The 17,153-nt window shown below is 63.9% G+C and carries 16 protein-coding genes; 11 read left to right on the top strand and 5 right to left on the bottom strand.

Annotated features, from left to right (window positions below; translation table 11 throughout):
• Positions 1–98: 98 nt before the first annotated feature.
• Positions 99–1,088 (bottom strand): sugar-binding protein, encoded by a 990-nt coding sequence (locus tag NKH05_RS19045; protein ID WP_023721257.1) that lies wholly within the window; start codon positions 1,086–1,088, stop codon positions 99–101.
• Positions 1,089–1,515: 427 nt separating this feature from the next.
• On the opposite strand from NKH05_RS19045, the gene NKH05_RS19040 reads away from it, so the two are divergent.
• The 11 genes from NKH05_RS19040 to NKH05_RS18990 all read left to right on the top strand — a co-directional run bounded on the left by NKH05_RS19040 (position 1,516) and on the right by NKH05_RS18990 (position 11,573).
• Entirely contained in the window at positions 1,516–2,256 is a 741-nt protein-coding gene (locus NKH05_RS19040) for an ATP-binding cassette domain-containing protein (protein ID WP_023675804.1), read from the top strand.
• A gap of 34 nt (positions 2,257–2,290) precedes the next feature.
• The gene (locus NKH05_RS19035; protein ID WP_023721258.1) at positions 2,291–3,289 is read left to right on the top strand and encodes an ABC transporter permease; all 999 of its coding nucleotides are present in this window, start codon (positions 2,291–2,293) and stop codon (positions 3,287–3,289) included.
• A 269-nt stretch (positions 3,290–3,558) separates the two neighbouring features.
• Positions 3,559–4,386: an AraC family transcriptional regulator gene (locus tag NKH05_RS19030; RefSeq protein WP_352641216.1), complete on the top strand. Its 828-nt coding sequence runs from the start codon at positions 3,559–3,561 to the stop codon at positions 4,384–4,386.
• A 107-nt stretch (positions 4,387–4,493) separates the two neighbouring features.
• Positions 4,494–4,946: an SRPBCC family protein gene (locus NKH05_RS19025; protein ID WP_352481579.1), complete on the top strand. Its 453-nt coding sequence runs from the start codon at positions 4,494–4,496 to the stop codon at positions 4,944–4,946.
• Positions 4,947–4,967: 21 nt separating this feature from the next.
• Positions 4,968–5,762: an FAD binding domain-containing protein gene (locus tag NKH05_RS19020; protein ID WP_352788607.1), complete on the top strand. Its 795-nt coding sequence runs from the start codon at positions 4,968–4,970 to the stop codon at positions 5,760–5,762.
• A gap of 32 nt (positions 5,763–5,794) precedes the next feature.
• Positions 5,795–6,277 (top strand): (2Fe-2S)-binding protein, encoded by a 483-nt coding sequence (locus NKH05_RS19015; protein WP_352481581.1) that lies wholly within the window; start codon positions 5,795–5,797, stop codon positions 6,275–6,277.
• Between the two features lie 14 nt (positions 6,278–6,291).
• On the top strand, positions 6,292–7,659 hold the full coding sequence (locus tag NKH05_RS19010; protein WP_352855160.1) for a xanthine dehydrogenase family protein molybdopterin-binding subunit: 1,368 nt from the start codon (positions 6,292–6,294) through the stop codon (positions 7,657–7,659).
• A gap of 1 nt (position 7,660) precedes the next feature.
• On the top strand, positions 7,661–8,665 hold the full coding sequence (locus NKH05_RS19005) for a xanthine dehydrogenase family protein molybdopterin-binding subunit (protein WP_023721264.1): 1,005 nt from the start codon (positions 7,661–7,663) through the stop codon (positions 8,663–8,665).
• A gap of 9 nt (positions 8,666–8,674) precedes the next feature.
• Positions 8,675–9,556, top strand: coding sequence for an AAA family ATPase (locus NKH05_RS19000; protein ID WP_352495771.1), 882 nt, complete (start codon positions 8,675–8,677; stop codon positions 9,554–9,556).
• Entirely contained in the window at positions 9,553–10,686 is a 1,134-nt protein-coding gene (locus NKH05_RS18995) for a vWA domain-containing protein (protein ID WP_352495770.1), read from the top strand. Before NKH05_RS19000 ends, NKH05_RS18995 begins: the two co-directional genes overlap by 4 nt.
• On the top strand, positions 10,686–11,573 hold the full coding sequence (locus NKH05_RS18990) for an amidohydrolase family protein (RefSeq protein WP_352481707.1): 888 nt from the start codon (positions 10,686–10,688) through the stop codon (positions 11,571–11,573). Before NKH05_RS18995 ends, NKH05_RS18990 begins: the two co-directional genes overlap by 1 nt.
• 209 nt (positions 11,574–11,782) lie before the next feature.
• On the opposite strand, the gene NKH05_RS18985 is transcribed toward NKH05_RS18990, so the two are convergent.
• The 4 genes from NKH05_RS18985 to NKH05_RS18970 form a co-directional block, all read right to left on the bottom strand.
• The gene (locus NKH05_RS18985; protein ID WP_352481584.1) at positions 11,783–12,190 is read right to left on the bottom strand and encodes a carboxymuconolactone decarboxylase family protein; all 408 of its coding nucleotides are present in this window, start codon (positions 12,188–12,190) and stop codon (positions 11,783–11,785) included.
• 240 nt (positions 12,191–12,430) lie between these two features.
• Positions 12,431–13,927, bottom strand: coding sequence for a sugar ABC transporter ATP-binding protein (locus NKH05_RS18980; protein ID WP_352589802.1), 1,497 nt, complete (start codon positions 13,925–13,927; stop codon positions 12,431–12,433).
• Positions 13,927–14,985: an SMP-30/gluconolactonase/LRE family protein gene (locus tag NKH05_RS18975; RefSeq protein ID WP_023721269.1), complete on the bottom strand. Its 1,059-nt coding sequence runs from the start codon at positions 14,983–14,985 to the stop codon at positions 13,927–13,929. The genes NKH05_RS18980 and NKH05_RS18975 overlap by 1 nt, the downstream gene beginning before the upstream one ends.
• Positions 14,982–17,105, bottom strand: a complete 2,124-nt coding sequence (locus tag NKH05_RS18970) for an ABC transporter permease (RefSeq protein WP_352481586.1) — start codon at positions 17,103–17,105, stop codon at positions 14,982–14,984. The genes NKH05_RS18975 and NKH05_RS18970 overlap by 4 nt, the downstream gene beginning before the upstream one ends.
• Positions 17,106–17,153 lie beyond the last annotated feature (48 nt).

Here is a 17,153-nt window from a genome sequence, read left to right as displayed (position 1 = left end):
AAAGCAGCGGCCTACGCTCCAAAGCAGCGTCGCCTCGTGCGTTCGTATGGACGGTCTGTGACGGGGCGCCCGTCGAAGGGCGCCCCGAAACTGCGAACCTACTTCTGGATGCAGGTGTCGACCGTGTCCTTGGTGCATTCGTCGAGGCCGGTGAACACCGGATCGGCGACCGGCTTGCCTTCGACCAGGTCGATCATCACCGAGGGCGCCTTGTAGCCCATCTCGAACGGCCGCTGGCCAACCAGCGCGGTCACCAGCCCGTCACGGGCAATCGCCACCTCGTCGCCGATCGTGTCGGCGGCGCCGATGACGAAGGCGTTGCTGGCGATCTTGTCGGCCATCGGCTTGAACAGGTCGCGGTAGGGCTGCGGAGCGCCGAACAGCGGCCAGCCGCCCATGATGCCGAAGGCGTCGAGATCGGGATTGGCAGCGAGGATGTCGGTCATCGCCTGCACGCCCTTGGCGCCGTCGTCATTGGTGAACACCGGGCAGCCGGCAACTTCCGTCCAGCCGCCTTCGCCTGCCAGCGCGGCGAGGCCGTCCTTGCCCGAAAGCGCGTCACGCATGCCCTGCGCGCGGCGCAGGATGTTGTCGGCCGCCGGATTGCCTTCGATGGTGCAGATCTTGCCGCCATTCGGCTTGGCCTTCTTGATGTATTCGCCGATCTTGTGACCCATCAGGTAGTTGTCGGTGCCGAGGTAGGTCTTGCGCAGCGCCGCATCTTCCTTGCTGAGGTCGGCGTCGAGGGTCATGATCGGGATCGACGGATTGGCGCTTTTGATCGTCTGCGCGATCAGCGGCGCGTTCGATGGCGAAATCGCCATCGCCACAGTGTCGGGCTTGCTCAGCATGTCCTGGACGATCTGGGCTTCACCGGCTTCGTCCGAGGTCGATGCCGGTCCGGTGTAGAAGCACTCATATTCCGAGCTGGCGTTTTCCTTGTTCCATTTCTCGCAACCCTGGTGGATGGCCTCGAAGAATGGATTGTCGAGACCCTTCACGACGATGACGAGCTGTTTCTTGGCCATAGCCGGCCCGGCACCCAACGCCATGACGGCGGCGGCAGCGAGCAATAGTGATTTCCTCATGTCAGTCCTCCCTTTTGAAACAAACGGACACCACGTGCCCGCCACACACAGATCGACCCGGAGCAAGATGACAGAGGACGTCGCACTCGTGTCGCCAAGCCAGGTCGATAAGCATTTTCATATTCAGTCTCAGACCGGCACCGACAGATACAGCTGGTTACCAAATCCCTGACCGACAAACCTTCACCGATTCCTTCCGGCAACCCGGGAGATCGGCGCAAGCTCCTCCGACACTTAGCTAATATCGCCTTGTCGCCGACGTCAATGCTATTTGTCCTACAAAACTGATTTTTCGAAAGAAGCCGTGGTTGACGCCAAGGTGGCTTATGCGTAAATGGGCAAAATCGCTGCTTCCGGGAGGAACTGGGGAGAGCGAAAGGCCGCGGCAGAACCGCAGGCCGCAAAGCACGGGGAGGCAAGAAGGCTGGTGGCGGTTCTCGAACTCACCAACATCTCGAAGCATTTTGGCGCCATCCAGGCGGTCAACGACGTTTCGTTGTCGATCGAGGCCGGACAGGTTGTCGGCCTGATGGGCGACAACGGCGCCGGCAAGTCGACCCTGGTCAAGATGATCGCCGGCAATTTCCCACCGAGCCATGGCACGATGCAGATGGACGGCAAAGAGCTGATCCTGCACAAGCCGGTCGAGGCGCGCCAGCATGGCATCGAAATCGTCCATCAGGACCTGGCACTGTGCAACAATCTGACGGCCGCCGCCAACGTCTATCTCGGCCGTGAATTGCGCCGCGGCCTCGGGCCGCTTCGCATCCTCGACTATGCCGCGATGTACAAGCGTGCCGGCCAGATCTTCGCCGAGCTGAAATCCGAAACCCGCCCGCGCGACCTGGTCAAACAGATGTCGGGCGGCCAGCGGCAAGCGGTGGCGATCGCCCGCACCATGCTTTCGCAGGCCAAGATCGTGCTGATGGACGAGCCGACGGCGGCGATCTCGGTGCGCCAGGTCGCCGAGGTATTGAACCTGATCCGCCATTTGCGCGACCAGGGCATCGCCGTCGTGCTGATCAGCCACCGCATGCCCGACGTCTTTGACGTTGCCGACCGCGTCATCGTCATGCGGCGCGGCCGCAAGGTCGCCGACAAGACGATCGCATCGAGTTCGCCGGAAGAAGTCACCGGGCTCATCACCGGCGCTATCGAACAGGTATGATTGACGCCTCAACCATGAGTAAAAAAGGTCGATAATGGCAGTCACCCTTGATCAGACGATCGCGCACAAGCAGCACACCTTGCTGAGCAAGGTGTTTGCCAGCCAGACCTTCTGGGTGGTGATCGCGGTCATCCTCGCCTGCCTGTTCCTGTCCGTGGCCACGGATTCCTTCGCCACGACCAAGAACCTCTACAACATCACCCGCAACATCACCTTCGTCGCCATCGTGGCGCTCGGCATGACCTTCGTCATCATCACCGGCGGTATCGACCTGTCGGTCGGCTCGGTGCTTTGCCTGTGCTCGATGGTGCTGGCCGTGACCATGCATGCCGGCTACGGCATCGAGACCGGCATTGCCGCAGCGATCGCGACGGCGCTGATCATCGGCGCCTTCAACGGGGTTCTGATCGCCTATCTCGGCTTTCCGCCCTTCGTGGTGACGCTTGGCATGCTCTCGATCGCACGTAGCCTTGCCATGGTCGCCTCCAACAACACCGTCGTCTTCCAGTTCGGGCCGGACCACGACAAGCTGCTGGCGCTTGGCGGCGGCGCCTGGGTGTTCGGCATCGCCAATCCGGTGCTCTACATGATCGTGCTAGCGATGATTACCGGCTTCGTGCTGCGCTGGACGAAATTCGGCCGGCACATCTTCGCCATCGGCGGCAACGAGCATGCGGCGACGCTGACCGGCGTTCCGGTGCGCCAGATCAAGGTTGTCGTCTACATGATCTCGGCATTGGCGGCGGGCCTTGCCGGCATCATCCAGACCGGCTGGCTGGGCGCGGTCACCACAAATCTCGGCAACGGCATGGAGCTTCAGGTGATCGCCGCCACCGTCATCGGTGGCGCCAACCTGGCCGGCGGCATGGGCACAGCCTTCGGCGCAGTCGTTGGCGCGGCGCTGATCGAGGTCATCCGCAACAGCCTCGGCCTGCTCGGCATCAATGCCTTCTGGCAAGGCGTGTTCATCGGCGGCGCCATCCTGCTCGCCGTGCTGTTCGACCGCATCCGCAATTTCAGGCGCAACGACTGAACTTTTCCGCCGGCGGGGCAAAGTTGCTTCGCTGGCAAAAGTCCTTGCTCAGCCTCGAAGGGAGTGCCGGTTGCCGTCGACCGCACCGGTCTTGCCATACCGGCCTGGAAACGCTCGCCTTCTTCCTATCGCCGAGTCTGAAAATCCGCCGCTGCGGCGCATGGCCGGCGCCCGGGCGTGCACATCCGTCTTGACGCAAGCCCGAACTGAGCCGCACAATCGCTCGCAGCAGGCGAAGGGAGGCCAGTCGCCTGCGGGAGGATATACCCATGACGGAAGCGATCAGGCTCTACTGGGGCCGGTTCGGACATGTTTCTGTCCTGAACGTCGCCAGCGACTTCGTCACCCATGCCCATGTCGAGGCGCATATCATCATCTGGCTGGAAGGCACGGCCGGCGAGATGACCATCGGCCGCGAGACGGTGCGGCTTGGACCGGGCACCGCCGCCGGCATCAATTCCTTCCAGCCGCACAGCCACGCTCTGTCCCGCGACGGCACGCCCGGCCTGTTCCTCGCCTTTTACATCGATCCGGACTGGGCTCGAAGGCGCCGCGAGCTGCCTTCCGCCGCGCCGCTGTTCTCCGCCCCGGCAATCACGCTCGAGCCTTGGCTGCACAAGGCAGCGGCCAACCTTCTCGACCATCTCAGCGACAATGAGAGCATCGACGACATCGCCAATTACGAGATCGAGCGCTTCATCGACAGCGTGCTCGATGCCGCCGACGCCTGCGCACCGCAGACGGTGCGCGCCCGCGTCCACACCATGCAGGATTTTCGCGTCCGCAAGGCGATCCAGCTGATGAAAGCCAATGTCTGCGAGCGCATCTGCTTCGACGACGTGGCGCGCAGCGTCGGCCTGTCGCGGCCGCATTTCTTCGCCCTGTTCAAGGAACAGACCAATCTGACGCCCAACGTCTATTGGAACACGCTGCGCATGGAGGAAGCGGTGCGGCAATTGCAGTGGTCGCAGGAGCCGCTGATCTCGGTCGCCTGCAATCTCGGCTTCACCACCCAGGGCAATTTCTCGCGCTTCTTCCGCGACCATGTCGGCGTTCCGCCGACGCTTTACCGCGAGGCGGCGCGGGCGATCAGCTGAGCGCCCGTTTTTCAGACTAATTGATAGGCGTTCAAGACGCATTGATAAGCGCCGCCGAGTCTGCCGCCCTACCCTCCCAAGCAGCTGATTTGCAAGGGAACGATCATATGGCGAAAGTCACCATCTCCAGCGTCATCGACGCGCCGGTCGAAAAGGTCTGGGCACGCATACGCGACTTCAACGGTCTGCCGACCTGGCATCCGCGCATGGTCGAAAGCCACATCGAGGACGGCAAGGACGCGGGCACGATCGGCTGCGTACGCAATTTCCAGCTCGCCAGCGGCGCCCGCCTCCGCGAAAAGCTGCTCGATTTCTCCGACGAGAATTTCCTCGTCAGCTACTCCATCCTGGAGACGCCGCAACCGCTTACCAACCACAAGGCGACGCTGCAGTTGCGGCGGGTGACCGACGGCGACCGCACCTATGCCGAATGGACCGCCAGCTTCGACGCCCCTCCCGAAGAAGCCGACAAGCTGGCCGAAGGCATGGGCGCCAACGTCTTCCAGGGCGGCTTCAACGCCCTGAAGGCCCATTTCGCCGGCAAGGTTGAACTGAATTGAGCTGACAACCAGGAGCGTTCCATGGCGCTTGCACTGCAGACTTTCCCGACGGTGAAGAACGCTGGCGCGGCGCTGAAGGCCGCCGGCACCCGCTATCTCGGTGGCGGCACACTGGTCGTGCGCGCCGCCAACGAAGGCGACGTGTCGATTTCCGGTTTCATCCGGTCGACCGAACCGGCGCTGTCGATCATCCACATTTCCGGCGGCGAGGTCCGCATCGGCGCTTCGGTGACCATGGCGGCGATCGCCCGTCACCCGGATCTCGCTCCACTGGCCCACGCCGCGCGCGCCGTCGGCGGACCGGCGATCCGCAACATGGCTACGGTCGGCGGCAATCTCTTCGCGCCAACGCCTTACGGCGATTTCACCGTTGCACTGCTGGCGTTGGACGCAACCGTCACCACCGACTACGGCGAGCTGCCGATCGAAACCTTTCTGGCAAAGCGCGAGAGCAATCACGCCATCGTCACTGCGGTCGGCTTCACGCTTCCGAAGGAAGGCGGTTTTCGCTTCCTGAAACAGTCGCGGGTCAAGCCAAAGGGCGTCGCGGTGCTGAGCATCGCCACCGTGCTGGAACAGGCACAGGACGGCACTGTCACGTCAGCGCGGATCGCGCTCGGCTGCATGGCCGACCGGCCGATCCGTGCCAGGGCGGCGGAGAAAGCCTTGATTGGCCGCAAACTCACCGCAGACGGCATCGCACCGGCACTGGCCGTTGCCCACGACGGCACTTCGCCGCCAACCGATCCGATCGCCAGTGCCTGGTATCGCAACGAAGTCCTGCCGGTCCATCTCGGCCGGCTGCTGCTCGCCTGAACGCCCTGGCTGCGGCGCAAGGAGTAATAAAGATGGCGAAGGTCCCGGTACAGTTCACGCTCAATGGTGCCGAAAAGGCCGAGTTCATCGACAGCGGCACGACGCTGCTTCACGCGCTGCGCGACAAGATCGGCGACACCTCGCCAAAAGGCGGCTGCCATCAAGGCACTTGCGGCGCCTGCACGGTCATCATCGATGGCGAGCTCAGGCTGTCCTGCCTGACGTTGGCCGAGACCTGCAACGGTGCGGCCGTCACCACGACGTCGGGGCTTTCGGAAGGCGGCGTGCTGCATCCGCTGCAACGCGCTTTCCTCGATGCTTTCGCCACGCAATGCGGTTTCTGCACGCCGGGCATGATCATGGCCGCCAAGGTGCTGCTCGACCACACGCCGAACCCCAGCCGCGAGGACGTGGTCGAGGCGCTGTCGGGCAATATCTGCCGCTGCACCGGTTACGAGCCGATCATCCAGGCGGTGCTGACCGCCGCGCGCTCCAATTCGCAGAACGCGGTTTGAAGGGAGTTAAGAAAATGGAACTCCGCAAGAGCTATTTCGCCGACCAGCGCAAGGACGATCTGCACGAGATCGGCCAGCCGCGGCCGCGTTCGGATTCACCCGGCCATGTCACTGGCAAGACCACCTATTTCGCCGACCGCAATTTTCCCGGCATGCTGCACCTGAAGATGGTGCGCAGCCCGCACCATCACGCCCGCATACGCAGCATCGATACGTCCGAGGCGGAAAAGCATCCGGGTGTCGTCAAGGTGCTGACCGCCAAGGATGTGCCGCACAATGTCTACACCATCCTGATCCTGATCCAGATCGGGCCGGAGGACGAGACGGTGCTGGCTGACGGCAAGGTGCGCTGGAAGGGCGAGGCGGTGGTGGCGGTGCTGGCCGAGACCGAGCGCGCCGCGCAGGAAGCCGCCGCCAAGGTCAAGGTCGACTACGAGGTGCTGCCGGCCGTCTTCGACATGGAGGAAGCGCTGAAGCCCGACGCGCCGATCGTCAACGAGTATCACGGCCGGAACTATTACCTCTACGACAGCGGCGAATGCCGCAAGGTGCGCTTTGGCGATGTCGAGGCAGGCTTTGCTGGCGCCGACCACGTGCTCGAACAGACCTATCAGTCTTCGCCGATCGAGCATGCGCCGACCGAGACGACCGGCTGCATCGTCGCACCCGAGGGCAATGACCGCTTCACCTGCTACACCAACACGCAGGCGATGTTCTTTACGCTCGACAACGCCTCGATCATCCTGCAGATGCCCGGCAACAAGCTGCATTTCGTCGGCGGCACCGTCGGCGGCGGTTTTGGCGGCAAGGTCGACGTCATCGTCGAGCCGATCGCCATCCTCGGCGCCAAACTAACCGGACGACCGGTTTGTTTTATCTACAGCCGCGAGGAAGAGATGCAGATCTCCTCGCCGCGCGCCGCCGAGAAGGTCGTCATCAAGGACGGCGTCATGAACGACGGCCGCATCGTGGCGCGGAAAGTGACCGGCTACACCGATGCCGGCGCCTATTCGCGCCATTCGCCCTACGGCGCGCAGAAGGGCGCCGGGCATTATCCTGGCCCGTATACGATCCCAAATGTCTGGATCGACACCTACTGCGTCTACACCAACCGTACCCCGTCCTCGGCGATGCGCGGTTTCGGCGTCACCATCGGCGACTTCGCGCTGGAGGTGCAGATGGACAAGCTCGCCCGGCTGATCGGCATGGACCCTCTCGAATTCCGCTTCATCAACGCCTACCGCGACGGCGACATGAAGGCACACCGGCAGCCGACGGAGGGGGCGGCGCTGATCGAGTGCATGCAGGAAGCCTCGCGCGCCGCCAACTGGCCAGTGGCGGAAAAGTTCATGACGATGTCGTCTTACGCGAAGGGAGCTTGAGATGGCGATCAGGCGCGGACGCGGCGTCGCCGCGATCAATTATCCGACCGGCATGAATCTCGGCGGCGACCCGACGCAGGCGCTGGTGCATTCGACGCCCACCGGCAATTTCATGGTCACGCTCTCCAGCGTCGACCTGGGCCAGGGCATGAAGCAGATCATGGCACAGATCTGCGCCGAGACGATCGGCGTACCGACCGACCGTGTTGTCGTCGACACCGCCGACACCGACACCGGCCCGCACTGCATGGGCACCTTCGCCTCGCGCGGCACGCATCGGGCCGGCAATGCGGTCATCCAGGCCGCCAGGGAAGCCCGCCAGGTGATGCTGGAAGTGGCGGCCGAGGAACTTGAGGTAAACGCCTCGGACCTCGAGACCGATGGCGAGGGCAACATCCTGGTCAAGGGCGCGCCGCAAAGATCGATCTCGATCTTCGATGTCGCGCTGTCGGCGCATTTCAAGCGCGGCCGTTCGATTTCCGGCCGCGGCATGTTTTTGATCCCCCGCTCCTATCCGGAGAAAGAGACCGGAGCGATGAAGCCGTCTACCTGCTACGCCCATGCCTGCACGGTGGCGGAGGTCGAGGTCGACGACGAGACCGGCGAGGTCACCGTGCTGACGGTAAAGAACGTGTTTGAGATCGGCCGCGCGCTGAACCCGAAAATGGTCGAGCAGCAACTCGTTGGCGGCTCGTGGATGGGCATCAGCCATGCGCTCTACGAAACGACCGAGCCCTATTATCCCAACCGCGACCATGGCGGCACCGACTTCAACCAATATCTGATGCCGGGTCCTGGCGATCTCGCGCAAACCGAGATCATCGTGCTGGAACGGCCCTCGGCGGACGGGCCGTATGGCGCCAAGGGGCCGGGCGAAATGTGCGCCAACCCGCAGATCCCGGCGGTTGCCAATGCCGTCTTCGACGCTGTCGGTGTGCGCATCGATACGCTGCCGATCACGCCGGAGCGCATCCTGCGGGCGCTGAAGGCGCAAGCCCCGAACTGAGTGCTGAAAATGCCCAAGAGAAGCGCTGAGACAGTCGCGACCTCGCCTGAGGCGGTGGCGTCGCGCCTCGCCGCCTCGCGCTATCTCGCCGATGAAAGCCTGGCCACCGCCATCTTCCTGGCGATCAGGCTGGGAAAGCCGCTGCTGCTCGAAGGCGCACCCGGCGTCGGCAAGACGGAAGCTGCGAAGGCGATTGCCGAGGTGCTCGGGCGCGACCTGGTGCGGCTGCAATGCTACGAGGGCATCGACGCCGCACATGCGCTCTACGAATGGAATTACCAGCGCCAGTTGCTCGCCATCCGCCATGCCGGTGAGCACGAGGTCGACATCTACGACGACCGCTTTCTCATCGCGCGGCCGCTGCTGCAGGTGCTGAAAGCGCCGGAAAAGCGCGTGCTGCTGGTCGACGAAATCGACCGTTCCGACCATGAATTCGAAGCGCTGCTGCTGGAGTTCCTGTCCGATTTCCAGATCAGCATTCCCGAGCGCGGCACCATTCGCGCGACTGCGCAGCCGATCGTCATCCTGACCTCGAACCGCACCCGTGAGCTTGCCGAAGCGCTGCGGCGGCGCTGCGTCTACCACTGGATCACCTATCCCGACGCCGGGCGCGAAGCCGAGATCATCATGCTGCGCGCCGGCGACGTCGCCGAGGCCACGGCGCGCGCCGTGGCTGCCGCAGTGCGCGACATTCGCGCCCGCCCGCTGGCGAAGCCGCCCGGCATCGCCGAAGCGGTCGAATGGGCGAACGCCGCGACGATCCTCGAAAAAGGCGGCAGTCCGTGGCCGGAAGCGTTTCGCCGCGCCATTGGCGTGCTGATCAAGGACGAGGAGGACCTTTCCTGCATCGCGCCCGAGCTCGGCAAGATTGTCGAGGAGGCGCTGGCGTGAGCCCCGCGGCTCTGCCTCGAGGGGCGACGCCCTTCCTCGGCTTCGGCCGGCTGCTGCGCCGCTATGGCTTTTCAGTGGCGCCCGAGCAGGTCTCCGGCTTCATGCAAGCGGTGACGCTGCTTGGGCCGCGCTCGATGGCCGACATCCGCGAAGCGGCGCTCGCCACGCTGGCGCCGCCGCCCGACCGCCGCGACGAATTCGAGGCGCATTTTCGGAGCCATTTCTATGGCAGCACCGCGGCAGTGGTCGGAGGCGAGGCCGACGAGGAAACCCGCATCAAGGATGACGGCGAAACCAGCGAACAAGAAATCGAGGTGGTCCGCCAGGAGCAAGGCGGCGAACTGTCTTCGGCCAGCGAACAGTTGAGCGTCCGCGAATTCAGCCGCGATAGCGACGGGCTTGCCGCCTTCCGCCGCAAGCTCGCCACCGCTTTGCCCGCCCGCCGCTCCTTCCGCACGGTGCGCACGCATGCGCGCGGCAAGCTCGACCTGCGCCGCTCGCTGCGCGAAATCGTCAGTGCCGACGGCGATATCCCCTCGCCGCTGCTGCGCCGGCGGCAGACAGTGCCACGCAAGCTACTCATCCTGATCGACGTGTCGGGCTCGATGAAACTCTACACCTCAGACTATCTCAAGCTGGCGCATGCGGCCGTGCAAGGCGCCGACCGGGCGGAGGTCTTCACTTTCGGCACACGACTGACCCGTATCACCTCGGCGCTGCGCATTCGCGACCGCGACCAGGCGCTGGCCCGCGCCGCTGCCCAGGTCGACGACTGGGACGGCGGCACCCGCATGGGACCGACACTGCTTGCCTTCCTCTCGGTGCCGCGTTTTTCGGCCTTTGCGCGCGGGGCGGCGATCGTCATCCTGTCGGATGCGCTGGAGCGCGGCGATCATGCCGAGCTGGAGACGGCGATGCGCCGGCTGAGCGCCCGCGCTTTTCGGCTTTCGCTGGCGACGCCGTTGGCCGGCGATCCACGCTTTCGGCCGGCGACGGCAGCGCTTCGCGCCATCCTGCCAGTGCTCGACGACCTGGTCGACGGTTCGTCGATCGCCGGCCTCACCGATTTCATCCTGTCGCTCGCCCGCCCAGCCCCGGCGGCCGCGGCAATCTGGAGGAGGGTTTCGTGATGCAGAAGGCGATCGACGCGCATTTCCACATCTGGCGCCAAAAGGACCAGCCCTGGCTGGTCGGGCCGATGGTGCCGCGCATCTTCGGACCATATGAGCCGATCCGCCGCGACTATCCTATCGGGGAATTCCTCGCCGACCAGCAAGGCTCGGGCGTCGAGAAGGCGGTCTATGTCCAGACCAACTGGGCCAAGGAGGATTTCGAGAATGAGGTCGCCTTCCTGCAGAAAACCGCGGAAGAAACCGGCTGGCCGCACGCCATCGTCGGCTATGCCGACATGACCGTGGACGACGTGCGTTCCCAGATCGACCGGCTGATCAAATACCCCCTGCTGCGCGGCGTGCGCATGCAGCTGCACTGGCACGAAATGCCGGCCTTCCGCTTCGCTGCCTCGGCCGATCAGGTCATCGACCCGAAGGTGCGGGCCAATGTGGCGCGTCTGAAGGACTACGGCTTGTCCTTCGACCTGCAGCTTTTCCCCGCCCAGATGAAGGACGGGCTGACGCTTGTCGGCGAGAACCCCGAGACCAATTTCATCCTCACCCACGCCGGCATGCTGACCGACATGGAGCCGGAGACCACCGAGGCCTGGAAAGCCGGCCTGCGCACGCTGTCAGCGGCCCCCAACCTCTATGCAAAACTGTCCGGCCTCGGCACCTTCGTCCACCGCAACGACCCGGCGCTGATCAGCTATATCGTCGACGCCGCCATCGACATCCTCGGCAGCAATCATTTGATGTTCGGATCGAACTTCCCGATCGAGAAACTGTGGACCAGCCACGCCGAGCTGATCAGGGCGCACAGGGAAGCGGTGGGCAAGCACGGCGCGGCGGCAGAGGCCGACATCTTCTGGAACACGGCGGAGAAGGTTTATCGGCCGGTGTAGCGCGCATTCGCTTCTCCCCCTGTGGGAGAAGGTGGATCGGCGCGCAGCGCCGAGACGGATGAGGGGTGCTGGAAGAAACTCGGCGGTGGAAATCTAGGCAATTTGAAGCACTTACGTCTCCAGGCTAGCGATCCTTCCGGCACCCCTCATCCGACCGAGCTTCGCTCGGCCACCTTCTCCCACAAGGGGAGAAGGGAAGGCGCCGCACCTCACCTCACCTCGAACTCCGGATCGACCGGAATCTGCAGCGCTGTCACCATCTGGTTGGTCTGCCCGGCCAGCCCGATGATCGACACCAGCTCGCCATGCTGCGCTTCGGTCATGCCCTTGGCGCGGGCGGCGGCGGTGTGGGAGTGAACGCAATAGGAGCAGCCATTGGCTGTCGAGACGGCGATGTAGATCATCTCCTTGGTCAGCGGGTCGATGACGCTGTCCGCGACCATCACCGCCTTGAGCTGTTCCCACACCCGCTTCAGCGAGACCGGATCATTGGCCAGCCCGCGCCAGAAATTATTGACGAAATCGGATTTGCGCGTCGCGCGGATGTCGTCGAACACGGCCTTCACAGCGGGAATCGCCTCGACCTCGGCATCGGTCAGAAGTCTTGTGGTGGCCATGGGCAGGCTCCTTTCGGTTTGAATCGATGAGAGAGGTCGTTGAATCGGCTTGGTAGCGAATGCGGCTAACTTGCTCTGGTGATTCACGTTTTGCAGGCCGGCCCAGAACCCTGGAAATGCAGAGGCCCTCACCGTCGTCATCCTGGGGTCTGCGCCGCGTCGCTGCGCTCCTTGCTTCGCCCCTCGATGACGAATGGACTGGTGACTCCGCCAATTGTCGAAGTACGCATCGCCTGGAACCTAATGAACCGCCGCATACATGATCTTCTCCTCCGTCGCCTCGGCCGGCGAGAACTCCTCGACGATGCGGCCTTGCCGGCAGACCAGGATGCGGTCGGACAGGTTCATGATCTCCGGCAGGTAGGACGAGATGACGACGACGGCCAGGCCCTCATCGGCCAGCCGGTTGATGATCTGGTGGATTTCGGCGATCGCACCGACATCGACGCCGCGCGTCGGCTCGTCGAAGATGACGGTGCGCGGCTTCTGCACCAGCCCCTTGCCGATCACCACCTTCTGCTGGTTGCCGCCCGAGAGCTCGACCACCCGCGCATTGTCGTTGATCGCCTTGACGTTCAGCGTCTTGGTCCATTCGGCCGACAGCGCCCGCATCTCCTGCGCATTGATCACCCAGCCCTTTTCCCGCCCGGCCGCCAAAAAGCCGCCGAACAGGTTCTCGGCAACGTCCATGGTCTCGAAAATCCCCTCGCTCTTGCGGTCTTCGGTGACATAGACGATGCCGTCCGCCACCGCCTCGCTCGGAACGAGATAGCGCACCGGCCGGTCGTCCAGCTCTATGGTGCCGCCGCGCAGGAAGTCGCGCTTGTAGATGCCGGAAACGATCTTGAACGTCTCGGTGCGACCCGAGCCGATCAGCCCGAACACCCCGGTGATCTGGCCCTCGAAGATCGAGAAGGAATTGTTGCGCACGACATTGCTCATCGAGATGTCCTGCACCGACAGCACCTTCTTGCCGGCCTTGCGCAGCTTGGCCTCGTCGCGCTGGCTGTAGAGCTGCCCCGACAGCGTGCGCCCGACCATGGCGGCGACGACCCTGTCGCGATCGAAGGCGGCTGTGTCGTCGGTGATCACCAGTTCGCCGTCGCGCAGAATGGTGATGCGGTCGGCGACATCAAGCGCCTCTTCGAGCGCATGGCTGATGAAGACGATCGACACACCCCTTGCCTTGAGCCGGCGGATCAGCGCGAAGAAGTGCCGCTTCTCCTCCGGCGTCAGCGTCGCCGTCGGCTCGTCGAAGATGATGATCTCGGCATTGTGGTGGACGGCGCGCGCGATCTCGACCATCTGCCGTTTGGCCGCGCCCAGCGTCGCCACCATGGCGTTCGGGTCGACGGGAAAGTTCAACGACTGCAGGAATTGCTGCGCTGAAATGTAGGTGCCGCGCAGCCGGTTGAGAAAGCTTTCCGTGCCGAGATAAAGGTTCTGCGCCACTGTCATCGACGGCACCAGGCTGGTCTCCTGGAACACCATGGCGATACCGGCTTGAAGGGCCGCATGCGGCGAGGCGTAGGCGATCTCCTGCCCGTTGTGGAACATCTTTCCCGAGGTCGCGTCGACGACGCCGGCGATGATCTTGGTCAGCGTCGATTTTCCCGCGCCATTCTCGCCGAGCAGCGCGTGGATCTCGCCCTTGCGCAGCTCGAAGCTGACATTCTTCACCGCGGGCACGCCGCGATAGGTCTTGGTCACGTTCTCCAGGCGGACGATCGGTTCCATCAGCGATGTCCTCCTGGACCCAAGTCGATGGCCAGCAGGCAATCGCCGCCTTTCGAGGCAATGAACAGGCGACCGTCTTTCTCCGCCACGCTGCAGATGCCGTGGCGCGTGCCGTTGGCGCGGCTGTGCAGGCTGAATTGCGGCCGCATCTCCCGGTCGAGCCTGACCACCACGCCGTAGGAGCGGCTCGGCGACCATGGCTTGTGAATGCCCATGGTGCGAATGCCGCCGCATTGCAGCGGCTCGAGGAAGCTGCGGTTGGAGGCAAGTGCCGGCGCGATCCAGTGCTGCGGCGGCACTTGCGCCAGCATGTCGTTTCGATAGTGCGTTTCCTGCAGCACGAATTCGATCAGCCGGTTGCGGGGCGCAAACAGCGCCAGCCAGGCACCGCCACCGGCGGCAGGCGACAGGCGCGAGGGATAGCCGGGCAGATGCGCCAGCACCGTCGAGCGGCTGCCTGTCGCGCCGTCGAAGCGGATAAGTTGGTGCCGCCAGCTCTCGCTGACCAACACATCCTTGCCGGTTGGATGCAGCCCATAGGGAAAGGCGATGTCACCGGCGAGCTTGCGGAATTCGCTGCCTGCCGGTTCGCGCTTCCACAGCGAACCAGAAGCGCCCTTCTTCATCAGATCGGCGGCCCATTGCGACGGCCCGTGTTCGGCCGAGCCATTGGTCAGCCAAAGCGTGCCATCTTCTGCGTAGGCGAGCGCTGTGATGCAGCGGATTTCGGCCGGTAGCGGAGCGTCCTTACCCGCGATCAACAGCCTGCCGTTTTCGAGCCCGACCGTCAGTTCGCCGGCGGGCGAGCGCGCGAGCGCTGTGACCGGGGACGGAAATGTCTCGACTATCGTCGGCGCGGCACCGGCGGCGAGCGCATAGACGGCATTGCCGCTGGCCGCCAGCAACCGGTCCTTATCGATCAGCAGGTTGTCAGGCTCCGGCAGTTCAACAAAAGCCGGAGCATCGTCCAGCAGCGTATTCGGCCTGAAGGCGCCATCGAGCGGCGGGATTGTCACCGCCTTGCCGCGAAAGATGTCAAGGATCGGGTCCAGCATCATGGCTTCGCTCCCCAATAGGAAGCGGGGCTGGTCCAGTTCGGGTCGGCACCGGCAATCCGGTAGCGGCCGATCCGATTGTTGAGGATGCCGCCGACGAACAGATAGCCTTTGTGCTCGCGCATCGAGGTGACCATCGGATGCGCGGCGCCCGACAGGTCGCCCATCGCTTCGACGATGCCGCCCTTCTCGTTGAATTTGACCACACCGCCGGTGTTGATGTTGGGGAACAGCCATTCGTCCTGCGGCAGCCGGCGCGTCATGCGCTTGCGCATGTCGGGATGGCGCAGCGACAGGTCGAAGCTCGGCGTGCGCATGCCGAGCCAGGCCATCCAGTAGTTGCCGTTGGAGGCGCGGTTGATGTTGTCGGGGTAGCCCGGCATGTCGCGGATGACGCATTCGGCGGTGCCTGCTTTCGGCCCTTCCAGCCAGTAGCGGTGCACGCGGCAGGCCCAGCTTTCGGCAAAGAACAGCGACTTGCCGTCATGCGCCATGCACACGCCGTTGGTGTAGCGGTAGCCGTCGAGCAATGTCTTCGTCGAAGCGTCCTTCGGGTCATAGACGAGCAGCCGCCCGGTGGCGCGGTTCTCGATCGAGTCCAGCGCCCAGTCGTGGGCGTCATAGCGCTTGGTGGAATCGGTGAAGTAGATGCGGCCGTCCGGCGCGATGTCGCAATCATTGGGATCGCGCAGCCGCGCATCGTCGACGATCGAAGTCCAGGAGCGCGACGTTTCCGCCGATAGCCGCTTCACCTCCCGCTCCGGCGAGACCGAATAAAGGCCCATCGCGCCGACGCAGCTGATCAGATTGCCTGTTTTGTCGAAGGCCAGGCCGAGCGGAAAGCCGCCAATATGGGCAAAGACCTCCGAACGTTTGTAATCCGGCGCAAAGAAACGGACGATCTCGCCATGCCTGGTGCCGCAATAGAGATGGTCGTCGCGGTCGAGGATGACGTCTTCCGGCCCTTCCAGCTCGCCAAGCCCGATATGGTCGGCCTCCGATAGGCGATTGTCGAGCTCGTAAGGCGTGCCGGAGCCCGGTGCGGCCGACTGCGTTGCCCCCATCTTCAAATAGACCGGTGCGACATAGACCTCGTCCAGCACCTTGTGGCGGTTCTTCAGCCAGCGAATGTCGATGGTGACCGCCACGGCCAGCATGATGCCCAACACCATCTGGTTGGTGCCGGTGCCATAGCCCAGCCGGATCAGCCCGTTGGTCATCGTCAGCACGATGATCGCGCCCATCAGCCCCTTGATCACCGAACCGCGGCCGCCGCCCAGGCTGACGCCGCCGACGACCGCTGCTGTCAAAGCCATGACCTCGAGATTGAGCCCTGTGCCCGGCCCTGCCCCGCTCAGCCGGCAGGCGATGAGGAAGCCGCCGAGCGAGGCGCAGAAGCCGGAGAACACATAGGTCATGAACACGGTGCGGCGCACGCGGATGCCGGCATTGTGGGCCGATCGCCGCGACCCGCCCACCGCCTGCACATGCCAGCCGGGCCGCGAGCGCGTCAGCGCGACATGGGTGATGATGGCCAGGATAATCGCCGCCCACACCGCAACCGAAAGGCCCCAGAAGGTATCGTCGCCGATGAAGTCCAGCACATCCGATGTGGCATCGGAAAGCTGGACGTCGGCGGCATAGGTGGTGACCAATATGTCGAACAGCGCCCGCCCGAAGATGAAGGTGACCAGTGTCGTCAGGAAAGCGCGCAGCCTGAAATAGCCGATCAGATAACCATTGATCGCGCCGAACAGCAGCCCGGTGGCGATCGAGGCGGCCAGCGCCAGCCATACCGATTGTTCGAGGATGAAAAAGACGAACACGGCGGAAAAGCAGGACAGCGCGAAGATCGAGCCGACCGAAAGGTCGATGCCGCCGCCGAGCATGACCACCGTCATGCCGGTGACGACCAGCGAAAATTCGCCGAGCTGGCGGGTCGATTCCTGCAGCGACATCGGCTTGAAGAAGCCGGGAATGATCGAACCGAACACGCTGAGCGTCGCCACCAGCGCCAGGAACGGAATGGCGTTATCAGTCCAGCGTTTGCTTAGGATCTCGCCGACAAGGTGGTCGGGCACGAGATTGTAGCGCCAGGATTGAAGGCGTTCGCGAAAGGACATCGGTTGCTGCTGCCACTCAAGAGAGAAAGAGGCGGCCGAACAAGGTCC

It is taken from the genome of Mesorhizobium sp. M1399 (assembly GCF_040317735.1).
Classification (GTDB): Bacteria; Pseudomonadota; Alphaproteobacteria; order Rhizobiales; family Rhizobiaceae; genus Mesorhizobium.
The sequence above is the reverse complement of the archived record's forward strand: the minus strand, read 5'-3'. Positions and strand labels throughout refer to the sequence as shown.